The 23,340-nt window shown below is 60.0% G+C and carries 19 protein-coding genes and 1 pseudogene; 9 read left to right on the forward strand and 11 right to left on the reverse strand.

Going from position 1 to position 23,340, the window contains the following annotated elements; translation table 11 throughout:
• The first annotated feature begins 8 nt into the window (after nucleotides 1-8).
• Together TX24_RS23445 and TX24_RS23450 are read left to right on the forward strand one after the other, a co-directional pair.
• Nucleotides 9-1,163: an MFS transporter gene (locus TX24_RS23445; protein WP_034135017.1), complete on the forward strand. Its 1,155-nt coding sequence runs from the start codon at nucleotides 9-11 to the stop codon at nucleotides 1,161-1,163.
• Nucleotides 1,160-2,272 carry a class II histone deacetylase gene (locus tag TX24_RS23450; protein ID WP_034135018.1) on the forward strand — a complete coding sequence of 371 codons (1,113 nt, stop codon included), beginning with the start codon at nucleotides 1,160-1,162 and terminating at the stop codon, nucleotides 2,270-2,272. The genes TX24_RS23445 and TX24_RS23450 overlap by 4 nt, the downstream gene beginning before the upstream one ends.
• Here TX24_RS23450 and TX24_RS23455 read toward each other — a convergent pair.
• On the reverse strand, nucleotides 2,262-3,401 hold the full coding sequence (locus TX24_RS23455) for a glycerate kinase (protein ID WP_057711311.1): 1,140 nt from the start codon (nucleotides 3,399-3,401) through the stop codon (nucleotides 2,262-2,264). The genes TX24_RS23450 and TX24_RS23455 overlap by 11 nt on opposite strands.
• A gap of 327 nt (nucleotides 3,402-3,728) precedes the next feature.
• Here TX24_RS23455 and TX24_RS23460 point away from each other — a divergent pair, with 327 nt between their 5' ends.
• Both TX24_RS23460 and TX24_RS23465 read left to right on the forward strand, forming a co-directional pair.
• Complete coding sequence (locus TX24_RS23460) at nucleotides 3,729-5,525, forward strand: esterase/lipase family protein (RefSeq protein WP_057711313.1); 1,797 nt, start codon at nucleotides 3,729-3,731, stop codon at nucleotides 5,523-5,525.
• Nucleotides 5,513-6,745 carry a T6SS immunity protein Tli4 family protein gene (locus TX24_RS23465; RefSeq protein WP_057711316.1) on the forward strand — a complete coding sequence of 411 codons (1,233 nt, stop codon included), beginning with the start codon at nucleotides 5,513-5,515 and terminating at the stop codon, nucleotides 6,743-6,745. The genes TX24_RS23460 and TX24_RS23465 overlap by 13 nt, the downstream gene beginning before the upstream one ends.
• 32 nt (nucleotides 6,746-6,777) lie before the next feature.
• Here TX24_RS23465 and TX24_RS23470 read toward each other — a convergent pair whose 3' ends face one another.
• Entirely contained in the window at nucleotides 6,778-7,881 is a 1,104-nt protein-coding gene (locus tag TX24_RS23470) for a sugar diacid recognition domain-containing protein (RefSeq protein WP_057711317.1), read from the reverse strand.
• Nucleotides 7,882-8,038: 157 nt separating this feature from the next.
• Here TX24_RS23470 and TX24_RS23475 point away from each other — a divergent pair, with 157 nt between their 5' ends.
• Complete coding sequence (locus TX24_RS23475; RefSeq protein ID WP_057711319.1) at nucleotides 8,039-9,349, forward strand: MFS transporter; 1,311 nt, start codon at nucleotides 8,039-8,041, stop codon at nucleotides 9,347-9,349.
• A gap of 107 nt (nucleotides 9,350-9,456) precedes the next feature.
• Here TX24_RS23475 and TX24_RS23480 read toward each other — a convergent pair whose 3' ends face one another.
• A complete protein-coding gene (locus TX24_RS23480; RefSeq protein WP_034135024.1) occupies nucleotides 9,457-10,290 on the reverse strand; it encodes a hypothetical protein in 834 nt (277 codons plus the stop codon).
• A gap of 251 nt (nucleotides 10,291-10,541) precedes the next feature.
• On the opposite strand from TX24_RS23480, the gene TX24_RS23485 reads away from it, so the two are divergent.
• On the forward strand, nucleotides 10,542-11,408 hold the full coding sequence (locus TX24_RS23485) for a hypothetical protein (RefSeq protein WP_034135025.1): 867 nt from the start codon (nucleotides 10,542-10,544) through the stop codon (nucleotides 11,406-11,408).
• A gap of 25 nt (nucleotides 11,409-11,433) precedes the next feature.
• Here TX24_RS23485 and TX24_RS23490 read toward each other — a convergent pair whose 3' ends face one another.
• A complete protein-coding gene (locus tag TX24_RS23490) occupies nucleotides 11,434-12,138 on the reverse strand; it encodes an SDR family oxidoreductase (RefSeq protein ID WP_003191279.1) in 705 nt (234 codons plus the stop codon).
• A 101-nt stretch (nucleotides 12,139-12,239) separates the two neighbouring features.
• Here TX24_RS23490 and TX24_RS23495 point away from each other — a divergent pair, with 101 nt between their 5' ends.
• From TX24_RS23495 to rarD, 3 genes are all read left to right on the forward strand, one after another.
• The gene (locus tag TX24_RS23495) at nucleotides 12,240-13,142 is read left to right on the forward strand and encodes a LysR family transcriptional regulator (RefSeq protein WP_057711321.1); all 903 of its coding nucleotides are present in this window, start codon (nucleotides 12,240-12,242) and stop codon (nucleotides 13,140-13,142) included.
• A gap of 82 nt (nucleotides 13,143-13,224) precedes the next feature.
• Nucleotides 13,225-14,235 (forward strand): aldo/keto reductase, encoded by a 1,011-nt coding sequence (locus TX24_RS23500; protein ID WP_057711323.1) that lies wholly within the window; start codon nucleotides 13,225-13,227, stop codon nucleotides 14,233-14,235.
• 36 nt (nucleotides 14,236-14,271) lie between these two features.
• Entirely contained in the window at nucleotides 14,272-15,153 is an 882-nt protein-coding gene (gene rarD, locus TX24_RS23505; RefSeq protein WP_057711325.1) for an EamA family transporter RarD, read from the forward strand.
• Nucleotides 15,154-15,222: 69 nt separating this feature from the next.
• On the opposite strand, the gene TX24_RS23510 is transcribed toward rarD, so the two are convergent.
• From TX24_RS23510 to TX24_RS23535, 7 genes and pseudogenes are all read right to left on the reverse strand, one after another.
• Nucleotides 15,223-16,443 carry a dermonecrotic toxin domain-containing protein gene (locus tag TX24_RS23510; RefSeq protein ID WP_082628861.1) on the reverse strand — a complete coding sequence of 407 codons (1,221 nt, stop codon included), beginning with the start codon at nucleotides 16,441-16,443 and terminating at the stop codon, nucleotides 15,223-15,225.
• A gap of 164 nt (nucleotides 16,444-16,607) precedes the next feature.
• Nucleotides 16,608-17,684, reverse strand: coding sequence for a 4-hydroxyphenylpyruvate dioxygenase (gene hppD / locus TX24_RS23515; RefSeq protein WP_003191286.1), 1,077 nt, complete (start codon nucleotides 17,682-17,684; stop codon nucleotides 16,608-16,610).
• A gap of 246 nt (nucleotides 17,685-17,930) precedes the next feature.
• A pseudogene (locus TX24_RS32985) lies at nucleotides 17,931-18,032 on the reverse strand (EamA/RhaT family transporter); the annotation flags it as partial.
• 85 nt (nucleotides 18,033-18,117) lie between these two features.
• Complete coding sequence (locus TX24_RS23520; RefSeq protein ID WP_082628862.1) at nucleotides 18,118-18,849, reverse strand: fimbrial biogenesis chaperone; 732 nt, start codon at nucleotides 18,847-18,849, stop codon at nucleotides 18,118-18,120.
• A gap of 8 nt (nucleotides 18,850-18,857) precedes the next feature.
• On the reverse strand, nucleotides 18,858-19,862 hold the full coding sequence (locus TX24_RS23525; RefSeq protein ID WP_157255565.1) for a fimbrial protein: 1,005 nt from the start codon (nucleotides 19,860-19,862) through the stop codon (nucleotides 18,858-18,860).
• Nucleotides 19,863-19,897: 35 nt separating this feature from the next.
• The gene (locus TX24_RS23530; RefSeq protein WP_057711331.1) at nucleotides 19,898-22,519 is read right to left on the reverse strand and encodes a fimbria/pilus outer membrane usher protein; all 2,622 of its coding nucleotides are present in this window, start codon (nucleotides 22,517-22,519) and stop codon (nucleotides 19,898-19,900) included.
• A 2-nt stretch (nucleotides 22,520-22,521) separates the two neighbouring features.
• A complete protein-coding gene (locus TX24_RS23535) occupies nucleotides 22,522-23,295 on the reverse strand; it encodes a fimbrial biogenesis chaperone (protein WP_034135032.1) in 774 nt (257 codons plus the stop codon).
• Nucleotides 23,296-23,340 lie beyond the last annotated feature (45 nt).

Below are 23,340 nucleotides of genomic sequence, written 5' to 3' on the forward strand. Positions count from 1 at the left end.
GCTTGAAAATGCCCATTTCCACCGCTGCGACAACGGCACGGCTGGCGGCGATCGTGCTGTTTGCCGCCATCACCCCGACCATCCTGATGACCGCTCCGGCCGTGGCCGCGCAGTTAGCCAGCCAGTGGCAACTGAGCCCGGCGCGTATTGGTGACTTGTTTTCCGTGGAGCTTGGCGCGATGAGCCTGGCAACCTTGCCCGCCTGGTGGTGGCTCAAGCGGGTTGACTGGCGCACCGCCGCCCGGGTCGCCGCGCTGTTGTTCATTGCCGCTAACCTGCTGTCAATGCTCGCCGACACCTACGCCGTGCTGCTGGTGTTGCGCGGTGCCAGCGCCCTGGCCGGCGGTTCGTTGATGATCCTCTGCCTGGCCAGTGCCGCCACCACCGCCAATCCCAGCCGAGTCTATGGTTTGTGGGTTATGGGGCAGTTGATCGTCGGTGCCGTCGGCCTGGTGGTGCTGCCTGGTTTGTTCGAACGGTTTGGCTTGAATGCCTGCTACCTGATCCTGGCAGGGTTGATGACCCTGCTGCTGCCATTGGCGCGGGCCTTTCCTGCCGGTAGCCCTGCGTTGCCCGCCAGCCGCGCCCCGGTCTTGCCCGGTTCACGCTGGAAAGCCGCCCTGGGGGTTGGCGCGGTCCTCGCCTTTTACATCAGCCTGGGGGGCGTATGGACCTTTATCGGTGCCTTGGGCGCCAGTGCCGGGATTTCTGCGCAGCACAGCGGCGAGATTCTCGCCATCGCCACCGTAATGGGTATTGCTGGCGCTGCGAGCGCCTCACTGATCGGCGCTCGTCTGCCGCGTGGTGCGCTGTTGTTGCTGGGCTACACGTTAATGGCAACAGCGGTGCTCCTGTTGCTCGGCCAGCCCGCCTTGCTGCGATTCGCCCTGGCCGCGCTGCTGTTCAAATTTACCTGGACCTTCATCCTGCCGCTGATCCTGGCCTGCCTGGCCGACCTCGATCACAGCGGCAAGCTGATGAACGCCTCCAACTTGGTCATCGGTGGCGGCCTGGCCATCGGCCCGGCGCTCGCCGGCCGCCTGATCGAAGCCAGCGGCGGGTTCAGCCTGTTGCTGCTCGGTGCAGCCGCTATCACCTTGCTGTCCCTGGTGATGATCGTCGCCAGCCGTCCCCACTCCTCCACTGAATTGGAACTGGTATGAACCTAACCACCGCATTTTTTTTCGACGAAATGAGCCTGTGGCACAGCGCCGGCGCCCATGCGCTGACCCTGCCCGTGGGCGGCTGGGTGCAGCCGCCGGCCGGCAGCGGGCATGCCGAGTCACCGGAGACCAAGCGGCGCTTGAAAAGCCTGTTGGATGTCTCCGGACTCAGCCGCCACCTGCACCTGCATAGCGCGCCGCCCGCCAGTGAAGAGGACCTGCTGCGCGTCCACAGCCGTGCTTACCTGCAACGTTTCAAAGCCTTGAGCGATGCCGGCGGCGGTGAGCTTGGCCCCCAGGCACCAATAGGGCCTGGCAGCTATGAGATCGCGCAACTGTCCGCCGGTTTGACCCTGGCCGCCGTGGACGCGGTGCTCAAGGGCCAGGCGCACAACGCCTATTCGCTGTCGCGGCCACCGGGGCATCACTGCCTGGCAGACAGCGCCATGGGCTTTTGCTTTCTCGCCAATATCGCCATTGCCATCGAGGCCGCCAAGGCGCGCCACGGGCTGGGCAAAGTCGCCGTGATCGACTGGGATGTGCACCACGGCAACGGCACGCAGTCGATCTTCGAAGAACGGGCCGATGTGTTGACGATTTCCCTGCACCAGGACGGCTGCTACCCGCCCGGTTACAGCGGCGAGCAGGATCGCGGCCGGGGCGCCGGCCTGGGCGCCAACATCAATATCCCGTTGCCGCCAGGCAGTGGTCACGCCACCTACCTACAGGCCATGGAGCGCATCGTGCTGCCCGCCCTTGAGCGCTTCGAACCGGAGTTGATCATCGTTGCCTGCGGTTATGACGCTAACGCCGTCGACCCGCTAGCGCGCATGTTGCTGCACAGCGAATCGTTCCGGTTAATGACCCGCGCCCTGCGCCTGGCCGCCGAACGTTTGTGCCAGGGCCGCCTGGTGCTGGTGCACGAGGGTGGCTATAGCGAAGCCTATGTGCCGTTCTGCGGCTTGGCGACCCTGGAGGAATTGAGCGGCGTGCGCACGGCGGTGCAGGACCCGATGCTTGAGCTTGTGCACTTGCAGCAGCCGGGTGCGGCGCTGCAGGGGTTTCAAGAGCAGTGGGTGGAACGATTGGCGCACGGGGTCAGCGAGTAGCTGCCAGGCGCCATACCCGCGCAATGTCCGAGGCCCGCTCGCGTAACAGACGCGGGGCCTCGTGGCAGGCCTGCTCAAGTGACATCGGCCCCGACGGCAAGGCGAACGCTGCGTCCACGCCATGAGCGTACATCTGCTCGTAGCCGTCGCCCAAGGTGCCCGCGATCACGATCACCGGCACGCCATGTCGCTGGGCAATGCGCGCCACGCCAAACGGGGTTTTGCCACGCAGGGTCTGGGCGTCGAAGCGGCCTTCGCCGGTGATGACCAGATCGGCGCCACGCACCGCTTCATCCAGGCTAACCAATTCAGCGACCACCTCGACCCCCGGACGAAACTGGGCAGCGAGGAACGCCTTGGCGGCAAAGCCCAGACCACCGGCGGCGCCGCTACCGGGCTCGTCGCGCACATCCCGGCGCAGCACCTGGGCGCAATGGTCGGCGAAGTGGCCAAGGGCAGCGTCCAGTTGTGCCACTTGCTCGGGGTTCGCGCCTTTTTGCGGGCCAAAAATCGACGAGGCACCGTGAGGGCCGCACAGGGGACTGTTGACGTCGGCGGCGATTTCAAAACGCACCTGCGCCAGTCGCGGGTCGAGTTGTTCAAGGCTGATATGGGCCAGACGTGCCAACGCCAACCCACCCGCCGGCAGTGGCTGGCGTTCGCTATCCAAGAGCTGCACGCCAAGGGCCTGCATCGCCCCCGCTCCGCCATCGTTGGTAGCACTGCCGCCAATCGCCAGGATGATGCGCTGCGCCCCGGCATCCAGCGCGGCGCGGATCAACTCGCCGGTGCCATAGGTGGTACTGGAGCATGCGTCGCGCTGCCCCGGCGCAACGAGTTGCAAGCCGCTGGCCTCGGCCATCTCGATCATTGCGGTATGGCTGTCGGCCAGCCAGCCCCAACGCGCCTCGACGCTGTCGCCCAGCGGGCCTCGGACCGTTTGCCTGCGCAGCTCACCCTTACACGCCGCGAGCACCGCATCCACCGTTCCTTCCCCGCCATCAGCCATCGGGCATTGAAGCACGTGCGCATCCGGCCAGACCTGGGCCCACCCACCGGCAATCGCCTGGGCGACGCCTGCGGCACTCAGGCTGTCTTTGAACGAGTCGGGGGCGATCACGATTTTCATGGGCTTTCTCCGGTTTTTATAACGCCCATGCTGCCAGTTGGCTGGGGGAATGACGCGGGGCCGATGCACAAGTGTGGATGGGGTTTTGTTGTTCATTCCTACAAAGTGACACGCCGCGATGAATAAACGCCAAACCTACGGGCCGGCTTGTTTGATCTATCTGTCAGCAACGACTTTCAGCAGTGTAGGACGCCTCTTTAATGCGCACGCTCCCTTGAGGCTCGCTATTTCACGCTAATAGAGTGTGGCCCAGAAGATTCCAGACAATATCAATCCGGGGGGCTCCACGCCGAACGGCAGCAGCGCCCTCGATTCAGGGAGAATTTCATGGCCGATACCTCTCAAATGCCACGCATAGCGCCGCTCTCTTATAACGCCCGGGGCAACCCTGTGCATACCTGGACCCTCACGCCCAGCCATATCACCGACCCGGTGCACTGCATATTGCCGCCGGACGGGGTGCTGCCGGTGATTTTTGTGCCGGGGATTATGGGGTCGAATTTGAAGAGCAAACCGGAGAAAGGAAAGGGAAAGAATAAGGCGGCTCCCGTCTGGCGGTTGGATGCGGGGTTCATGGGTAAGAATATGTGGTTGGCCCTGAACTGGATAAACAAAAAGGCGGGTATACGACAGCAACTGTTGCACCCCGCCAGGGTAGAGGTTGATAACAAAGGCGCGGTGCCGGAGCGCTCTGTCGGCACGGTCATAGTGCCGCCAGAACCGGACAGGAAAAAAACCATCCTGGCTCTGACCAAGCGCTACGAAGAGCGCGGATGGGGCGAAGTCAGCGAAACCAGCTACCACGCGTTTCTTCTGTGGCTTGAAGACACCCTTAACAGCGAATTCATGCCGCACAAATGGCCGCAATTCGACATTCGGCCTGAGCATCTGCACACCCGCAGTGTCGAGCCCGGCCCAGTTCAAGTCACCGAGTTGAAACCTGAAATGCCCATCGCCATGCCCGGGTTGGGCGCTAACCTGGCGGCGCAGTTGCCGTCGATTATTTCGGACGAGTTGGCGGCGCGTGGTGGCTACCGTATGCCGGTGCATGCCTGTGGTTACAACTGGCTGGACTCCAACGAGGAGGCCGCTTCAAGGCTGGCTGTGCGTATTGATGAACTCATGCAGCAGTACGGTCGCAACTGCCAACAGGTGATTCTGGTTACCCACTCCATGGGCGGGCTGGTGGCACGTCGATGCGGGCAGCTACCGGGTATGGCCGACAAAATTGCCGGCGTCGTGCACGGCGTGATGCCCGCCATCGGGGCGCCGGTCGCTTACCGTCGATGCAAGGTCGGCATGCGCGACGAAGATCCCATTGCCGGCGCGGTCATTGGCCCCACCGGTCAGGAGGTCACCGCTGTATTCGCGCAGGCACCCGGTGCCTTGCAATTGCTGCCCACCCAGGATTACGCCCCGGGCTGGCTGCGGCTGATTGACGAACGTGGAGCCCCGGCTATGCCGCGTCAACCGGTAAAGGATCCTTACGAAGAGATTTATCTACGCCGTGACCGCTGGTGGGGATTGTTGCGTGAAGAGTGGTTGGCACCGAAGGATGGGGATCCGATTACGTGGGAAGATTTTGAGGAAAACATGTCGGAAGCGAAGCGGTTCCATCAGAAAATCGCTGGCTCCTACCACCCGCAAACCTATGTTTACTACGGCAACGACGATAAGCACCCCAGTTTCGAATCCATCACCTGGGAAATGCGTCGCGGGTCTCGCCTCAATGGCCCTTATGCCTCAAGCCCGGATGCTTTCACGGTGTCCAGCCTGCAAATGCATGAGGTGCGTGACGACGGGCGAAGCCCGTTGTACGTAGGCGGGCAAGCCGAAAGCGTAATGCCCCCGCGGGGTGACCCCAATGCACCAGTGAAGACCGTGCAGACCAGCTATTGGGAACTGCATTGCCGTATGCAGGACGGCGCTGGCGACGGCACCGTACCGGTGAGCTCCGGCCGCGCGCCGATCAGGCAGGTCCGCCAGGGTTCTGTCCGCCAGCAAGTGCAGTCCCCAGGGTTCGATCATGAAGCCTCCTACGCCAACCCGCTCACCCAACAATTCACCCTCTACTCCCTGATCAAGATCGCGGCGAAAGCCAAGAGGCCTCTATGCGCAGGCTGACCGTTTTTTTTACATGCCTGCTGCTTGGATCGCTTGCAGGGTGCACCACCTTCAAACAACCCAGTGAACAGGAGAAACAAACCGTGCACGAATTGACCAGCAACATGCGCACCTGGGCGCTGGGCCGTGGGCTGATAGATTTGCCCGCCAGCTGGACGGGGGGCGGGGATGTGAAGTTGTACTACGGGCTGGGGGCCGATCATGCATCCGTTGAAGTGCGGGTGTTAGGAGAGGGAGTGACGCGAGAGCGGTTTGATGCGGCTGTGTACGAGCGAGCGAGTCGGATTGCTTCCGTAAAAAACTACAATCATTCCGATGTGTCGATGCTGGTATCGGCGAAAGTCGTAACGGCACAACATAGGTTATTGCAGTACTACGAGAGCGTTGAAATTGCAGACTGGTTCGTGCATGAGTCCCATCTGTTGATTGGTGACGTTTACGTCATGGTCCGCGCTGACTCCTTCAATGGTAATACCGCCCCTGTTGAAGATCGTCTGTTAAAACTTTCAAAAGAGATCTTCAAAGTCACCCCTGAAACCGCAGGCGCAGGCTTTGCACTGGACTCCATTGTCATTCGCAGTCATCACGATCAGGAGATCGCTAGTTTCGACTTTAGCCCACCAGCCTCAGATGTCTCGCTGAGTATCTATATCAACGCTTTGTCGCCTGATGATGAAGAACGCTTGCACGTGCGCACTCCCAAAGACGGGCAAATTTTTCTCGCAGGGGATTACGAAAATTTGCGGGCAAGGAAAATTACGTTGGCCGGCATGCAAGCCGAAGAGTCCCTGATCGGCTTCAGCGATGACACTCACCGTCAAATACTCTTTGTGAGCGAAAACTACCGGGACAATCCTTCGCTGGCTCGGCCTGGCATGAGCATCCGTTTGTCGGCGGGTGGCATGAAAGGAGAGCCAGTTGATCCCAACGAACCCGAAGACCTAGTGCGCTGGACCCTTCCCCAATTCGCCAACAAAGGCTACGAACTGCCTCTCTGGCAACAACCCGCGTCACCAGAACCCGTCAACCCTTCCCTCACCGACTACGAAGCCATGGCCGTGTGGGACGCAATCCTCAAATCCGTACGCATCCGCTACGGCTCGGTCGCGCCCAAGCCGTACCCCTGGGCCAACATTCGCGGGCCCAGTGCCGAAGAAGCTGCCGAAAGCAAGCGCATCCTCGATGAGTTCATTGCCAGCTTGGAAAAACGTAAGCCGTGACAGGGAGAACAGCTAATAACATCGTGCGAATTTTAGCGTTCGCTCTGGGGCAGCAATTGGACGCCCAGGTACAAGGCAAGCATCCCATCGAGCGTCAGCGGGTCCACGCCGCTGAGTTCAGCGATTCGCTCCATGCGGTAGCGCAGGCTGTTGCGGTGAATGCCCAAGGCGTCGGCACACGCCTGGCTTTGCCCGTCGTGTTCACACCAACTGCGCAACGTGGCGAGCAGTTGCCCGTTGCTGTCCTTGGCCAACACTTTGCGCAACGGATTGAGCAGTTCGTCCAGGGCGTCGTCGTTGCGATGACGCCACAGCATCACCGGCAGGCGATAACGGTTGAGGGTCAACAGCCGTGATTGCGGCAGGATATCGCGGCCATAAGCGAGCAGATCACCGACCCGGCGGTAACAGCGGCGCAGCCCCGCCAAACCTTCCGCTTGCCCGCCGATGGCCACGCGCAGGACGTTCCAGCCCAGGCCGTCGAGCTTTTCCAACAAGCGGGGATTATCGACCTGCACCGCGGCGGGTCGGCACCACAGCAAGGAAAACTGCGCAGAACTGACGCACCAACTGTCCGGGTAACGGCTGGCGAGCCAGGCGCTCAAAGCCTCCGCCGTTTGGCCGGGGCCCAGTTCAAACAGGTACGGCGTGCGCGCCAGTTGTGGCTTGAGCCCCAGTTGCTGGGCTTCGTCCACCAAGCGTGGGGAGTCGCCGCTGTCGGCCAACAGCAGGGCCAGCAGATCATCGCAACGCTGGCGCCGCCATTGTTGCTCGGCTTGCTGGTGGCGTTGGCTGACCAGCATTTCAGCGGTCATGCGCACCAGTTCGGCATAGGTGCGCAGCCCATCCGGCTCGCCGGTGATACCCAGCACGCCGATCAGGCGTTGATCATGCAGCAGCGGCAGGTTAATGCCTGGTAGCACACCCTTGAGATGCTTGGCGGTCTGCCCGTCGATTTCCACCACCCGCCCATTGGCCAATACCAGTTGCGCCCCTTCGTGACGGGTATTGATCCGCTCCGGTTCACCGCTGCCCAGGATCAAGCCCTGGCTGTCCATGACATTGACGTTATACGGCAGGATCGCCATGGTGCGATCGACAATCTCCTGCGCCAGGGCATGATCCAGCTCGAACATGGGGCTAATTTCCTGAAAAAGGTTGTTCACCGGCACAGCGCAAAGATGGCTTGACTGTGCGCCAGCACAAAGACAGTTGCCCATCACGTCATCGAGACTGTTGGGGCGGTCAACGTTACCCTCGCACCGCGTAAAATCATAATAAAGAGAGAATCCCATGTCACAGAGCGCCACTGCCGCACTGGCCAGCGATGACGATAAAAACGCCATCTACAAGCGCGTTACCCTGCGCCTGATCCCCTTCATCTTTATCTGCTACCTGTTCAATTACCTTGACCGGGTAAATGTTGGCTTTGCCAAGTTGCAGATGCTCGATGCATTGAAATTCAGTGAAACCGTGTACGGCCTCGGGGCCGGGATTTTCTTTATCGGCTATGTGCTGTGCGGCGTACCGAGCAACCTGGCGCTGACCCGGTTTGGCCCGCGGCGCTGGATCGCGTTGATGATGATCGTGTGGGGTACGCTCTCCACATGCCTGCTGTTTGTAACCACGCCCACGCATTTCTACACCCTGCGCCTGCTCACCGGTGCCGCTGAAGCCGGCTTCTTCCCCGGTGTGGTGTTGTACCTTTCGCAGTGGTTTCCGACCTTCCGCCGTGGGCGGATCATGGCGCTGTTCATGTCGGCGATCCCGGTTTCAGGTTTGCTCGGCAGCCCGTTTTCCGGCTGGATTCTCAATCACTTCGCTGCCGGCCAAGGTGGCCTGGCAGGCTGGCAGTGGATGTTCTTGCTGCAAGGCATCCCCACCGTAATCCTCGGCGCCCTCGCCTACTTCCTGCTCAGTGACAGCTTCGCCAATGCCAAATGGCTCAAGCCCCATGAGCGCGCGGTGCTGGAAGCCGACCAGGCCACTGACCTGGCGAACAAGCCGAAAACCACCAGCGACTCCCTGGCCGAAGTGTTCAAGAACCCGGCGATCTGGGCATTCGGCCTGATCTACTTCTGCATCCAGAGTGGCGTGTATGCGATCAACTTCTGGCTGCCGTCGATCATCAAGAACATGGGCTTCAGCGACAACCTGGTGATTGGCTGGCTCAGCGCGATCCCGTATCTGTTGGCAGCGGTGTTCATGCTGCTGGTGGGCCGCTCCGCCGATTTGCGCAAGGAGCGCCGCTGGCATTTGGTGGTACCGATGTTGATGGGCGCCATTGGCCTGGTGATCGCCGTTAACTTCGCCACTACGCCCGCTATCGCCATTCTCGGCCTGACCATCGCCACCATGGGCGCCCTGACCGGCCTGCCGATGTTCTGGCCGGTGCCCACCGCGATGCTCAGCGCGGGCGCGGCGGCGGGTGGCTTGGCGTTGATCAACTCCATGGGCCAGATGGCGGGTTTTCTCAGCCCGTATATCGTGGGTTTTGTGAAGGATGCCACCGGGTCCACGGATATGGCGTTGTACCTGCTGGCGGCGGTGATTGTGGGTGGGAGTGTGCTGGCGTTGCGGATGACGCGTACGTTGAAAGCATGAGGACTATTTTGCGGTCATAAGGCTTGCCCTCGCCCGCAATCGGCAAGGCGCTCATCCTGATAACCAAGGATGGGCGCCTAAAGGGTCAAGCGCGCAGGCATAGCCGACTACGAATGATGGACATCGAAGGAGCCAACAGCGGAAAACTTATTGAGTTCATCGTTGAATTCGCACTCGAAGTTCCCCTTGGCATACCCCGTTTCAGGTACATGCTCTAAAACCACCTGACCACTGCGTGCCTCTAACAAGGCACGTTTTACGAACTGCGTGAACAACACTATTACCGCCGGATCGTCACCCCCCAACTGATAGGTGCCTGGCGGCGTTCCCTTGTTAACCACAATAGACAAAAGATCGTCTTGAGTCGGAATGGGGTCATAGTTATGAATGCGCCCTTTTATAGAATCGGCATCCTTGGGCAGCGGAAACAGGTCCAGATGATTTATCTCGACCGTTGTTGCTTCAAATGTCGGATACGGACGCGCTTCACCCCTAAAGTCCGCGTTGATAAAGCCAGTCCCGTTGCTGACCTCAAACGTGCCACTGGAGACCTCGATTTCATGAGAGGTACCGATTGCTTGTGCTTTGAAATTGAACGTTGCCGCCATCCGGTTATCTTTAAGCGATACCGTGATCTCCCCCGTCTGGGCAACGAAATTAAGCTGCTGCGTATAGAGCGAAATGACGGTGTTATGGCTGCCTATCAAGAAGGTTTGAGGTTTTCCGTCGTCACACAAGTTGCTAGGGACGTTGACGGTGAACACAATCAAACTACCGCCGGTTGAGGGGCGCCCGTAACTGATGAGTGTCCACACATCTTGATCCAGACGTAGTTCTTGGGTGGGATCGCCAACATAATCAAGCGCCAAGTAGCCGTTCAATGTGGCGGTGAAAGTGCCTTTCGACAACGGTAAAATAGGGACATGCAGTGACTGTTTCATGTTAACCAGCCTCGCCAATAAATAAGTTGATAAAAGAGTTTGTGGGAATGTTAGTACCCTGCTGGCTCGGGCGACACTGTCAACTTTGACAGGTATAAAAAATGATTCTCTTATAACAGAGTCCTATAGAAAGGTGCTCCTAGCGACTCTAGTAATCAATAAACGTTTTCTAGCCTGTAATTTCTAACAGTATCCAAACCTTATCCGTGCGCCTAGGCTGAGGGCTCAGTCACGCTTGGAGGGCTATCGAAATGAAAGGCAAAACAGCAGCTACTGAAGGTACTTTTAACGTTACGGTGACAGGCCAACATAACGTCGTTTTCATCGGCGACGCCGACAAGATGGAGCTATACCGTGAGACGAGTGGGTTATGGCATTTGGCTGCGACCCAGCGCTTATCGGACGTACCGAGTGATTTTCTAGGTATCGATATTTTGCTTCCTTCCGATTTACCTACGGACGGAAGTAAACACACCTACTCGTTTGCAGAAGGCGCAACCAGACTTCATTTCTCTACGTATGAAAACCAGGGAAATCCAACCTATGCCGCCACCGCAGGGAAAATAGAGGTGTCATTCGACGGTACGAATCTAAAGGCCTCTTTTGGGGCGAGCGCCGAATTTGGCAGCCAAAAAATAGAGCTGGTTGACGGCACGGCGGAACTGAGAGGCCTTTCAACTGGCCTGACTGCACAATACCCGGCAACGGGCGAACTGAAAGCGGTTTTCCAGGGTGGCCCATTACCGGATCCAAAGTTTGTCGCAACCGAATTCAGAATTGATAGCTCAGATTTCGGCGGCCACCGCCCTGATCACCGAATGTTTATCGGCGACCATTACGATGACGACCTATCGCGAACTCGAAATATTCTATCCATCGTGATCAATAAGGACACGAAAGGACTGACCCATGTTTTGGCCGGCAACAACAATGTCCGGGTTCAGTTTATGCGCCTCGACACGTACGGTGGGGTGACAGCCCATGCGGGTACGCTGAAACTGAACGAAGAAGTCACCGACGATCATGGCTCGGGGGAGTTTTCCTGCTCCTTTCGAAAAAATGACGGACCTGAGTTTACTGTCGAAGGGACGTTTCGACTGACCAGAGTCCGTCACTGAGCCAATCACCTTGCGGGCGGGGCGTTTACAGCAGTCCCCCGCCATCAATGTCGATGATGCTGCCAGTCAAGAAGCCATTTTCCATTGCCAACACATACCCCGCCGCCACCTCCTGAGCCTGCCCCACCCGCCCAACCGGCAATGCGCCGCCCGCCTTGGCAAACATCGCCATACGCTGCTCTTCTCCAAGCCCTGCATAGGCCGGCGTGTCAATTACCCCGGGGCTGATGACATTGACCCGACGCGGTGCCAGTTCCTTGGCCAACTGTTTGCCCAATGCCTCGGTCGCGGCGTTAATGCCCGTCTTGATGAACTGCCCTGCCGCCAACTTGCGCCCCAGTTGGCCCGAGGTCAGGCTGATGCTGCCCTGTTCATGCAAAAAGGGCAGTGCCTGCTGAATGGCACGTAGTGAGCCCCAGAGCTTCACATCGAAGTTGTCCTGAGCTTCATCCAGGTTGGTTTCACTCAAGGGTTTGGCCTGCACCGAAGGGCCCGAGGTGTAGACCAGATGGTCAAAGCGCCCTACGGTCTCGAACAGCCGCTGCAAGGAGGCGCTGTCAGTGACGTCCACCGGCTCACTGCGCAGGCCGTTGGCGGAGCTTGACGCCAAGCGGCGCCCGGCCACGACCACGTGCGCGCCGCGTGCCAAGGCTGCCTGGGCCACTGCCGCGCCGATACCGCTGCTGCCGCCGATGACGATGATGGTTTTACCGCTCAGAGAAGAGGTCATGAGAAAACTACCTGGGTCAGAAAGTGAGCGTTCATCTTCCCAGCTTGGTAATCGATGAAAAATCCGGGTAAAACGACAAGATCTTTAAAGGATTTTTATCAATGAGCTCGATTCTCGACCTTGAAGTCTTCGTGCGCAGCGCCGACACCGGCAGCCTCACGGCCGCCGCCCGTGGCCTGGGCCTCACGCCAGCAGCGGCGAGTATTGCGCTCAAGCGCCTTGAGACCCGCCTCGGCATCCGCCTGCTCGCCCGCTCCACCCGCAGCATGCGCCTGACCGAAGAAGGCCGGCGTTACCTGGACAGTGTGCGGGTGGCGCTGGAGGCGCTGTCGGAAGGCGAGCACGCCATCAAGCAACAGGGCCAGAGCCTCAGTGGTTTATTGCAGTTGGCCGCGCCCTCGGACTTTGGCCGCAATGTGCTGCTGGGCTGGCTGGATGAGTTCAAGCTGGAGCACCCTGATATCCGCTTGCAACTGTTGCTCAACGACAGCAATGCCGACTTGTTTCGCGACACAGTCGACATTGCCTTGCGCTTTGGCGTGCCGAGGGACTCCAGCCTCGTGGCCCTGCCGGTGGTACCCGATCACCATCGCATTGCCTGCGCCAGCCCTGAGTACCTGGCGCGCCACGGCACACCGCTTGAGCCCGAAGACTTGGCCCACCACAGCACGCTGCGCTATATGCGCCGGGGCCAGGCCAATAGCACCTGGTATTTCCGCCAGGGGGCGTTGCTTCAAGAAGTCGAGGTGAGCGGTGACTACCTCAGCGATGACGGCGAGATTGTCCGCCGCTGGGCGTTGGCGGGGCATGGCATTGCCTATAAGGCCAACCTGGATATGGCCCGTGATATCCAGGCTGGCCGGTTGGTACCCTTGCTACCCGACTGGCAAGGCGAACCCACGCCGTTCAACCTGATGTGCCCGCACCGCCTGCAAGTGTCGGAACGCGTGAAAGTGCTGCATCGTTTTTTACAGGCGCGCTGCGTGACTTTGCTACGCACATGAAGAAATGCGCTCAGGGCTTGTTCCAGAGCGCTCGGGTCTGGTATTGCATCACTTACATTTTGCCTGCCATGAGGAGCTTTGCATGATTTACCGCACATTGGGCCACTCCGGGTTGAAGGTCAGCGCTCTGACCCTCGGCACCATGATGTTTGGCGAACAGACCAGCACCGAAGATTCGCTGCGCATCATCGACAAGGCCTGGGACCAGGGCATCAATTTCATCGACACCGCTGACGTGTACACAGGCGGGCGCTCCGAGGAAATCGTCGGTGAGGCGATTGCACGCAACCGCCACGATTGGGTGGTGGCCTCCAAAGTCGGCTTCGGCCCTGCCGATGGCGTGCCCAACCGCAGCGGTTTGAGCCGCAAGCGTATGTTCACTGCGCTGGACGCCAGCCTGGCACGGCTGGACACCGACTACCTGGACATCTACTACCTGCACCGCGAAGACCACGACACGCCGTTGGAGGTCACCGTGTCCGCCATCGGTGACTTGATCCGCGAAGGCAAGGTTCGCTATTGGGGCCTGTCCAATTACCGGGGTTGGCGCATCGCTGAAGTGATTCGCGTGGCTGAACTCCTGGGGGTTGATAAACCCATCATCAGCCAACCGTTGTACAACATCGTCAATCGCCAGGCCGAGGTGGAACAGATCACCGCTGCAGCGGCTTATGGGCTGGGCGTGGTGCCTTACAGCCCGCTGGCCCGAGGGGTGCTCAGCGGCAAGTACGCACCGGACGTCACGCCTGAACCCGGCAGCCGTGCCGCGCGCCAGGACAAGCGCATCCTGGAAACCGAGTGGCGGGTTGAATCACTGCGCATTGCCCAGCAGATCCAGCAATACACCCAAGGGCGTGGCGTAGGGATCGTCGAGTTCGCAATCGCCTGGGTGCTGAACAATGCGGCGGTGAGCTCGGCGATCGTCGGGCCACGGACCGAGGCCCAGTGGGACGCCTACACCGGGGCGCTGGCGGTGCAGATCAGCGCCGAAGACGAGGCGTTCATTGATTCGTTGGTCACGCCGGGGCATTCGTCCTCGCCGGGGTTCAACGATGTCGGGCATTTTGTATCCGGTCGATTGGCACGCCTGTAGACTGCCGACGAAATAATCGGCTTTCGCGAGGACAGCGTGTCTAAAGGTGTGGTGTTATCGGTCTTGGCCTCGGTGTTGTTTGCGGTGATGTATTACTTCACATCGCTGCTTACCCCCCTGAGTGGCCTGGAAATTTTCGGCTGGCGCATGTTGCTCACCGTGCCCTGCATGACGGTGTTCATGATTGTCAGCGGTGAGTGGCGCAGGGTGTGGGAACTGCTGCGCAGGCTGGCGGCTAAGCCACGGCTGATTGGCGGCGTGCTGGTGTCTTCTGCCCTGCTCGGCGTGCAGTTGTGGCTGTTCATGTGGGCGCCGCTCAATGGGCGCAGCCTGGACGTGTCGGTGGGGTATTTCCTGCTGCCGTTGACCATGGTGCTCACCGGGCGCCTGGTCTACGGCGAGCGTCTGTCACGGTTACAACAGATCGCCGTGGTGTTTGCCGCGCTAGGCGTGTTGAACGAGTTGTACCAGGCCGGTGGTTTTTCCTGGGCAACGCTGGTGGTGATCATCGGCTACCCGGTGTACTTCGTGGTGCGTAAGTACCTGAGCACCGATCATCTGGGGGGGCTGTGGCTGGACATGGCGTTGATGCTGCCGGTGGCCTGGTGGTTTGTACAAAGCGGCGAACAAGGCTTTGCCGTGCTCGACGGCCATCCAAAGCTTTATGCATTGATTCCAATGCTGGGCCTTATCAGTGCCTCGGCGTTGGTGAGTTACATTATCGCCAGTCGCTTGCTCGCCTTCAGCCTGTTCGGGCTGCTGAGCTACGTGGAGCCGGTGCTGCTGCTGGCGGTGGCGTTGCTATTGGGTGAAGGCATCCAGGGTGGGCAATGGCTGACTTATATCCCGATCTGGCTGGCGGTGATGGTGCTGGTGTATGAGGGGTTCAAGCATTTGGTGCGCCAGCGTCGCGCTTGAATGGGAAGCTGGGAATGAACGGGTATTGCGGGGGTATCCGTACCCCTCTGTATGACAGCGAAGATTGATTCAGACCTTCACTTCGGGTGTCGCCTCTTCTGGGGTGCCCACCTTCCTTTCGATGACGTCAGCCACTGTGTTCAACCTATCCCGCCACTTGCCGTACTGGGGAATATTACTCTGGGCTTCATTGCCAAATTTCTCCAGCTGGGCATCCATCACTTCCTGGCTGACGCCAAATATCTTACCGAGCCGATTATCGTGATTCAACTGAAGCAGCGTGCCCTTTACGGGGTTTTTCAGCACCTCTTCGATGGAGGCCGCCACGTCGTCAGGAACTCCGAACTGTTGCAGTGCAGTCCCAAGACCGTCGCCCGGGTTTCTGAGCTGCTTGATGAGATAACCCCAAAAGTCGCTCAGATCATTAGGCCCCGTCTTGCTATAGGCTTGGGCTGCAACTTTCTGTTTGGTGAACTCAGCGATTGTGATGGGTTCGCCAAGCGGGTCCTTATTGTTCAGCCCGTTTCTGACGAAGTAATAACCGTCCTGACTGCCACCCCTGAAATTCCCATAAGCGTCGTAATCAAATAGGACGTTTTTTCCATCTTCCCGGGTACCGATATAGGTCGCTTGGCCATTGGACTCCAGCTTGTATAGCTTCACGTTGGATAGGCCATTGACCTCAACTGGCGGGACGGTCACGTCCTTGTTCAAACGCTCGAAAATATCGCCTCGCTCTCGACCAAAACTTCCCACCACCACGCTGGAGTCTTTTTCTGAGCCAAACTCGCTTAGTCGTGTCCTGACCCGTTCCTCCTGCTTGGGTGCTTCAGAATGAGAAAAGTGCCGCGCAAATCGGTCCAGCTCGGCAGGGTTTTTGGCTACAGCCTTAACCCATTCAGTTAGCTCTTCAACGGTGTTGAACTCATGAAACGACGTCACTTCATCTTCCGGCATATACACGATGACGTTAGGGCCTTCGGCCGTCGCGGGCACACGTTTGATTACCATCATGTCTTTGGATTGGACGCCATCGACGGCAAAAGTCGAAACGCTTACGTATGGCGCGCCGGGTTTGTCAGGTTTCACTGCCGCCTTCGTCATCTGATACCCCCCGGCGGTGAGTGTGCCGCCCAAGTATTCGGTTTCACCGTCATCGAGAAACTTTTTACGCGCCTGATCGACCGGGTCTGCATTGCCGGTTGAACGGACATTGCGCACAGGCCCTGCCTGCACCGTTGATACAGATGGGCCGATCGGGCGTTGAGGGGTAGGAGAATTTACATTCATAAGAGAGCCTCTGCATGGTTCAGACGCAGGCTTTTCCTGCGTCCTGCCCTCTATGTGATATGTGAAGAAACATCTGTTCCTATTTCACCGCCGTTCAATTGCGACAGAACGCAACGCACACGAAAAAGCCCGGTAAAAACCGGGCTTTTTCGTTATCCAGTCAATCAGTCGGCGGTCAAGACACCACGACGCACCTGGTCACGTTCGATCGACTCGAACAGCGCCTTGAAGTTGCCCTCGCCAAACCCATCGTCGCCTTTGCGCTGGATGAATTCGAAGAACACTGGGCCCATCAGGGTTTCCGAGAAGATCTGCAGCAGTAGACGCTTGTCACCGGCAACCGACGAGCCATCCAGCAGGATGCCGCGCGATTGCAACTGGTCCACCGGCTCACCGTGGTTCGGCAGGCGGCCTTCAAGCATTTCGTAGTAAGTGTCGGGCGGCGCGGTCATGAAGCGCATGCCGATCTTCTTCAGCGCGTCCCAGGTCTGGATCAGGTCGTCGGTGAGGAACGCGACGTGCTGGATGCCCTCGCCGTTGAATTGCATCAGGAACTCTTCGATCTGCCCGGCGCCCTTGGACGACTCTTCGTTCAAGGGAATACGGATCTTGCCATCCGGCGCGCTCATGGCCTTGGAGGTCAAGCCGGTGTATTCGCCCTTGATATCGAAGTACCGCGCTTCGCGGAAGTTGAATAGCTTCTCGTAGAAGTTGGCCCAATAAATCATGCGCCCGCGATAGACGTTGTGGGTCAGGTGGTCGATGACCTTGAGGCCCGCGCCTACCGGGTTGCGATCAACGCCTTCGAGGTACACGAAGTCGATGTCGTAGATCGAGTTGCCTTCGCCGAAACGGTCAATCAGGTACAACGGCGAACCGCCAATGCCTTTGATTGCCGGCAGGTTCAATTCCATCGGGCCGGTGTCGATGTGGATCGGCTGGGCCCCCAGCTCCAGGGCACGTTTGTAGGCCTGTTGCGAGTCCTTGACGCGGAACGCCATGCCGCACACCGACGGGCCGTGCTCGGCCGCGAAATAGGAAGCGAGGCTGTCGGGTTCGTTGTTGAGGATCAGGTTGATCTCGCCCTGGCGATACAGGTGCACGTTCTTGGAGCGATGGGTCGCCACTTTGGTGAAGCCCATGATCTCGAAGATCGGCTCCAGGGTGCCTGGGGTGGGCGCGGCAAATTCGATGAATTCAAAGCCCATCAGGCCCATTGGGTTTGCGAGTTGGTCGGTCATGTTCGGTGCCTCATCATTCTTGTAGGTAGCAATTGATTAGTTGCGAGCAAGGATGAGGCTGGAGGGTGGCGCACAAGAGAGGCCTCGCACGCTGCGGGCGAGGAAGTCACCAAAGATGAGGGGGGAGCCAAGTAGCTTCATGGTGTCATCAGTCTCTGACGGCCGAGGCTTGCGTGAGCGCAAGTCCATATTCTTGTATGCGTAAACTGATTCTACACAGCGTAACCAGGTTTGTCCGTACTCTTATCAAATCCCCATTGCCCTGCCCGGCGCAAGGGGTTTGTTGCACAGGTAGATACCCAGCAGGATGATTGCGCCGCCCGGTAACATCGGCATGCATATCGGTTCTGTGATGCTGGATCGGCGTCAGTCTTCCCCGGCTGCCCTGGCATTCATCGCGCTGGCACAAGGGCTGTACCCCTCGCCTACTTAGTTACCGGCCTATGCGCTGCGTGCTCTCATGCGTCGCGCCATAGTCATCCAATGTGGTGAAGCGCAGCGTCGGCGTACCTCGCCACGGTACAACCCAACCCGGCATGATCAACTCGGCCGTTGAGCGCGGTGCCAGCATCGGTGGGTTTTCATGGCGGTATTCGACGCCCTCAAGGTTGAGTGCCACGCTGGACAAGGTCACATGAAAGGCACTCGGGTTGCGCACCCGCAGCACCGGGCGGTCGTCTGCCAGTTGCCATTGCAACGCCGCCACGGCATCTTCCGCCCTGCCAGGCAACGCATTGGGGCGCAGGAACAGTTTGATACGCGTGCGAAACGCCAGTTGCAGTTGATGGCTTGCCGCGTCAGTAGGCCGTATCCCTAGCACATTCAGCCAATACACCACTTCCTGAGGATCGGTCATGGCTTGTCTGGGTACCGGGTGATAAATCACCCGCAACGCTTGAGCCTTGCCGGGGTCCATTCGCAGAATCGGTGGTGTGACAGTAAAGGGTACGTCACTCAATTCCGGCGCCATCTGGGGGTCGCCTTCATCGATCCATACCTGTACCAGCCGTGGGCTGTCCGCCTCGTTGCGCAGGGTGAGGGTTACCACCCGTGCCGCGGCCGGGTAAATAAGCCGGGTGCGATCAATGACGATTTCCGCTTGCACCATCGCCATAGATGCCGCCAGTGCCAGACCGGACACGCAGGTCAATAAGACTCGGATCATCACGCCGACTACCGATAGGCCAAAGTGAAGGTCGCCAGCCCGTTGGCCGTGCCCGGGCGGACGGTGGCGCCGGTTTGTATGTAGCGCGCGGTCAAGGGAATCTGGAAGGTGCCGTTGCCGGTGCTGCCTGCCAACCATTGATTCGGCGTGCCGATAGCGGCGGCGTCGGGGCCGTAGCTGATCAGGCGGTTGCCAAACAGCAGTTGCAGCGCCACGCCCTTGGCGGTGGAGTTGGCGGTCAATGTCAGTTGGTCACTGCGATTGGCCGGTTGGGTCTGGTCGGTCAAGGTCAACAGCACATCGCTCTCAGCGCCCCCGCCACCAGCGCACTGCAAGGTGATGGTGCGGGTGGCATTGCCGGCCACGCTGCCAATGCCCTTGAACGCCCTGCTCTCCACCGCCCCCAGCGGGATCGCCACGGAGGGCGTCGAGACCGTGCAGGTGGGTTTACTCGGCGGGCCGACTTCGACACTGCCGAAGTTGAACGCGTGGTGCGTGTCGCTGGTGTACAGGTACAAGCCCGCGAAGGTACGCGGCGTAATAGTGCCGCCCTGGATCGGGCCGGTTACCACGAAGAACAAGCGGCCGCGCAAGCCCCACGTAGGCAAACCGGGATGGATCGGTCCGCGCAGCACCGTGACTCCGGTGGTTACGGTTTGCATCGGCCCCACGTCACGGTCCTGCGCCATGAACGCAAACCCGACGCCTTGCACGCCGGTCAGATGAACCGGCATGACGACCCCTGAGTGGAAGAAGTTACGTCCTGTCCAGGGAATCTCCCGTGCAATCCGCGTGGACGACCAATAGCGAACAATAAGGTTGGGCGGATATGTGCACCTCAACCCGTGCGCTACCTCGACGGGGTAGCCACCCGGGTTGCCCAGGGCCTGGCCGACCACAGGGTTGGCGGGCACCGTAATGCGCGGCACCGACAGCACCGTCGGCGGCGCGGGCGTACACGTCGCCTTGGCCTGGGCATGGGGCGCGCTGGCGAGGGCGATGCAGGTCACCATTACAAGCCCTGCCAAACGTTGCGTACCAGGGCTGATCATCGGCTGCTGACCTCATCGTTGGCGGTGTTGGCGTGGCACCGGCTGACCAGTTGGTCGGCATTTTCCTGGCGGTGCCCCGGTGGCCGCGGTGGCAGACGGTATGGGATATAGCAGCGGTCACTTGCCGCCTCGGTCCAACGCACGGTCAGCGTGCCCTGGTCGGCCACGCCGCGCACAAACGCCTTGCCGGCTTGCCCAATCACCCCGACTTCCCTGCCCTGCTCGTCGAACACCTGAGCGGCAAAAGGCAGCGGCTGACCGTTGCGATGGGTCGCCTTGATCACCACCGCACGGCCACTGACGGTCTCGAACTTGACCAGCGACACTGCGCCCCCTGTCGGTACCACCGAGTGATTCGATTCCTTGAGATCCACATCCATGGGCATGCCTTCGGGGTCGATATCCACGTCATTGGGATGGTAGGCCCGCAAGCTCGGCAACACGCCATAGCCGTGTGAGTCGATGCGTACACCCCCACCGATCTGCGCGCCCTGGGCATCCGGTGCATACACCAGTGCCGACGCTTCACCGAGGCTTTGCGAGAGGGTCACGCCACCGCCATGGGCAATCAGCCCGCCGTCGGCGCCCATGGACACTTGTGCGTTGTTGCCACTCTGGCCGTAACCTGCGCGCAGGTTGGCCGTGCTGCTGCGATACCCGGCGTAGGCATTTAGGCTGGAACCTGCCTGGCTCCCCGTGCCCTGGCTGCCGGCCAGGCCGTAGTGCCCCTCTGACGCCTCGCCGAGCAAGCCATTGATGCCCACTTGCTGTTGACTGCCCTTTGATTCGCCGGTGTCGCGCGACAAAGCGCTGCTCAGGGTCGGCGCCGACGTGCCCTGGCCCAGCGGCATCGACAGGGTCAGCGCCAGACGATTATCGACGCGACCGGGTTGCAACGCGCGGCCGAAAAAGATCGCGTCACTGTGGTCACGATCGCTGGGTGGGTCGGCGTCGCTGACCCTTGAGCGCTGCGCCGAAATGTTCCAGTTGAGCTGCTTCCAGCGTGATCCATAGCTGAGGGTGAAGGATGTCTGGCGACCTTGCCGGCTCGCCCAGTAGTCAACAGAACTGCCGTACAGGCTCAAGGTGCCTTCCCCCAGTTGCTGGCTGATCGTCAGGTCGAGACGGCTTTTCTGGCGGGCATAGCCCTCGATGTTCCCATGCTGGCGGGCCAGCTCCTGCACATTCAAAGCATCCGGCAGGCTCAGATAGCCGGCCGTGGAGAAGCGGTAGGCGCCCAGCGCAAAATGGGTTCCGGAAAATGGCAGGTTTTTGTTGTAGGCCAGGCCCCAACTGTGTCCGCCAACCACCCCGTTGCCCTCAACGCGGGTGCGCGAGTGCGTGGTGTCCAGGGCAAACGCGCCGATGGGCGTACTCATCGCCAGCCCGGCCTTGCCCTGCAAGTATCCCCGGGAGACCGCGCTGCCGCCGTACAGGCTCAAGCCATCGGTAAGGCCATGCTGCAAGGTGCCCTGAAACACCATGGGGCTGGTCTTGCTGACCCCGCGTTGCTGCACTTGGCCCAACGTGGTGCTGTAGTGAGTGGCGCCCTGGCGCAATAATTGTGGGGCCACGGAATACGGCACGACAAAGGTGGTGCGGCGCCCGTCCACCTCGGTGACGCTGACATTAAGGTCACCACCGTAGCCCGTGGGATAGAGGTCGTCGATGACAAAAGGCCCCGGGGCAACCTGGGTTTCGTAGATCGTGTAGCCGTTCTGGCGCACCGTTACCGTGGCGTTGCTGTCGGCGATGCCGTGTATCTGCGGTGCATAGCCTTGTTGCGACGGCGCCAGCATGCGGTCATCGGTCGACAGAGTGATGCCCCGCACCCGCACGCCGTCGAGGACCTGGCGGTTACTGAAGCTGTCGCCAAGGGTCAGTTGCGAACGCCAGGCCGACAAGGGCCGTTGCAGGTACGTGGCGGTGTGTTGATAAGGCAACAGACCGCCACGGGAAGTCCAGGCCTGGCCGCCTTGGTGGCGCAGGCGCCAGTCGCCGAGGTTGACGCCGCCGTTGAGGCCCAGGTAACCCCGACCTTCCCCCGCCCCCGAAGTCACCGCTGCGGCGCTGAAGGTGTAATTGAGCAGCGCAACGTCGAGCCCCTTGTCCCAACGGGCCGGGTCAACGTAACCGCGCGCGGCTCGGCTGAGGTAAGCCTGCGGGATATTGACGTCGAGCGTCAGCGTCTCAATGTCGAGCTGGCTGCTGGCCAGGGGGATCCATTGGGTAAATTCACGGCACTGCGTGTCGGCGCTGCGTTCGTCAGGTGGCAGCACGACTCCGAGTTGGGCAAGTTCCAGGGCGCTCACGCAAGGCTGGACGTTGTCCTGGTCATCACGCGAGACAAAGCTGATTTCACGGCGCCCCGCGGATTGCCCATTGAGGAATACATCCACACGATAGACACCAGGCGCCAATGCATTGCCCGTATTGAAACGCGAAATATCCACCGCCGTGGACAAGCCGGTGGTAAACGCCTCGATATCAAACAATAGCGCCGCGGCTTCGGCCGGCAGGCATAAGGTCGTGAACACACCCAGCGACACCATCAGCCGCGAGTTGCACAACAGCCAGGCAAACACGGGATGCCCCGTAAATGGCAGGTAAACAGACATAATCAAAACTTCAGGGGGGCTCGCTGCGGCGCGGAGAATGCGCCGTAATCATTGATATATTTGAAATGCACCTGGGCGTCCGCGGGGATCGTCGGCAGGGTGCCGCGTACAGGCAGTTCAAGGCTGGCACCTGGCGGCACCATGCCTTCTTGTACCGGTATCAGGTGGGCGTCAGGCCGAGGGCCCAGCGCCAGTGCCACCTCGTTGAAGGTCACGTGAAAGGCCGTAGGGTTGTGTACGCGCAGTACGGCTGCGCGCTCGGTGCGCCTCAGACTCCAGCGCAGTTGCGCGGGGGCCTGGTCTGCACTGCCAGGCAAATGACGGGGGCGAAAAAACACTTTGGTGCGGATACGAAAAGCAAACTGCAGATGATTCCCTTCAGGGGCTTGTTCACCGAGTTCGGCCGCACTGATTTTCGGGGGGACCTCCAAGGCATTAAGCCAGAACAAGGACTCTCGATCTGGCGGCAACGGATCCTGGGTGTAGACCAGCCGCACACCCTGGCTTCTCCCTGGATCCAGGCGAAACACTGGGGGCGAGAGGCTGAACGGCACGTCGCTATGGGAGGGATCTGGAGTGGCATCGCCTTGATCCAGCCACACCTGGACCAGGCGCGGTGCCCGTTTATCGTCGTTGCTCAGGCGCAGGGTGATTTCACGGCGCTGCTGGGGGTAGATGTGCCGTGTGCCATCGATCACCACTCCCGCGTGGGCCGTGGACGGTAAGCCGGCGATGAGCGCAAAGGTAAGGCTCGCCAGTAATGTGCGAAAAAGCATGCGTCCTTCCTTCAAGGCAGGGCCTGGCAGGTCGCCAGGCCCACT

Source organism: Pseudomonas lactis (genome assembly GCF_001439845.1).
Taxonomy (GTDB): Bacteria; Pseudomonadota; Gammaproteobacteria; order Pseudomonadales; family Pseudomonadaceae; genus Aquipseudomonas; species Aquipseudomonas lactis.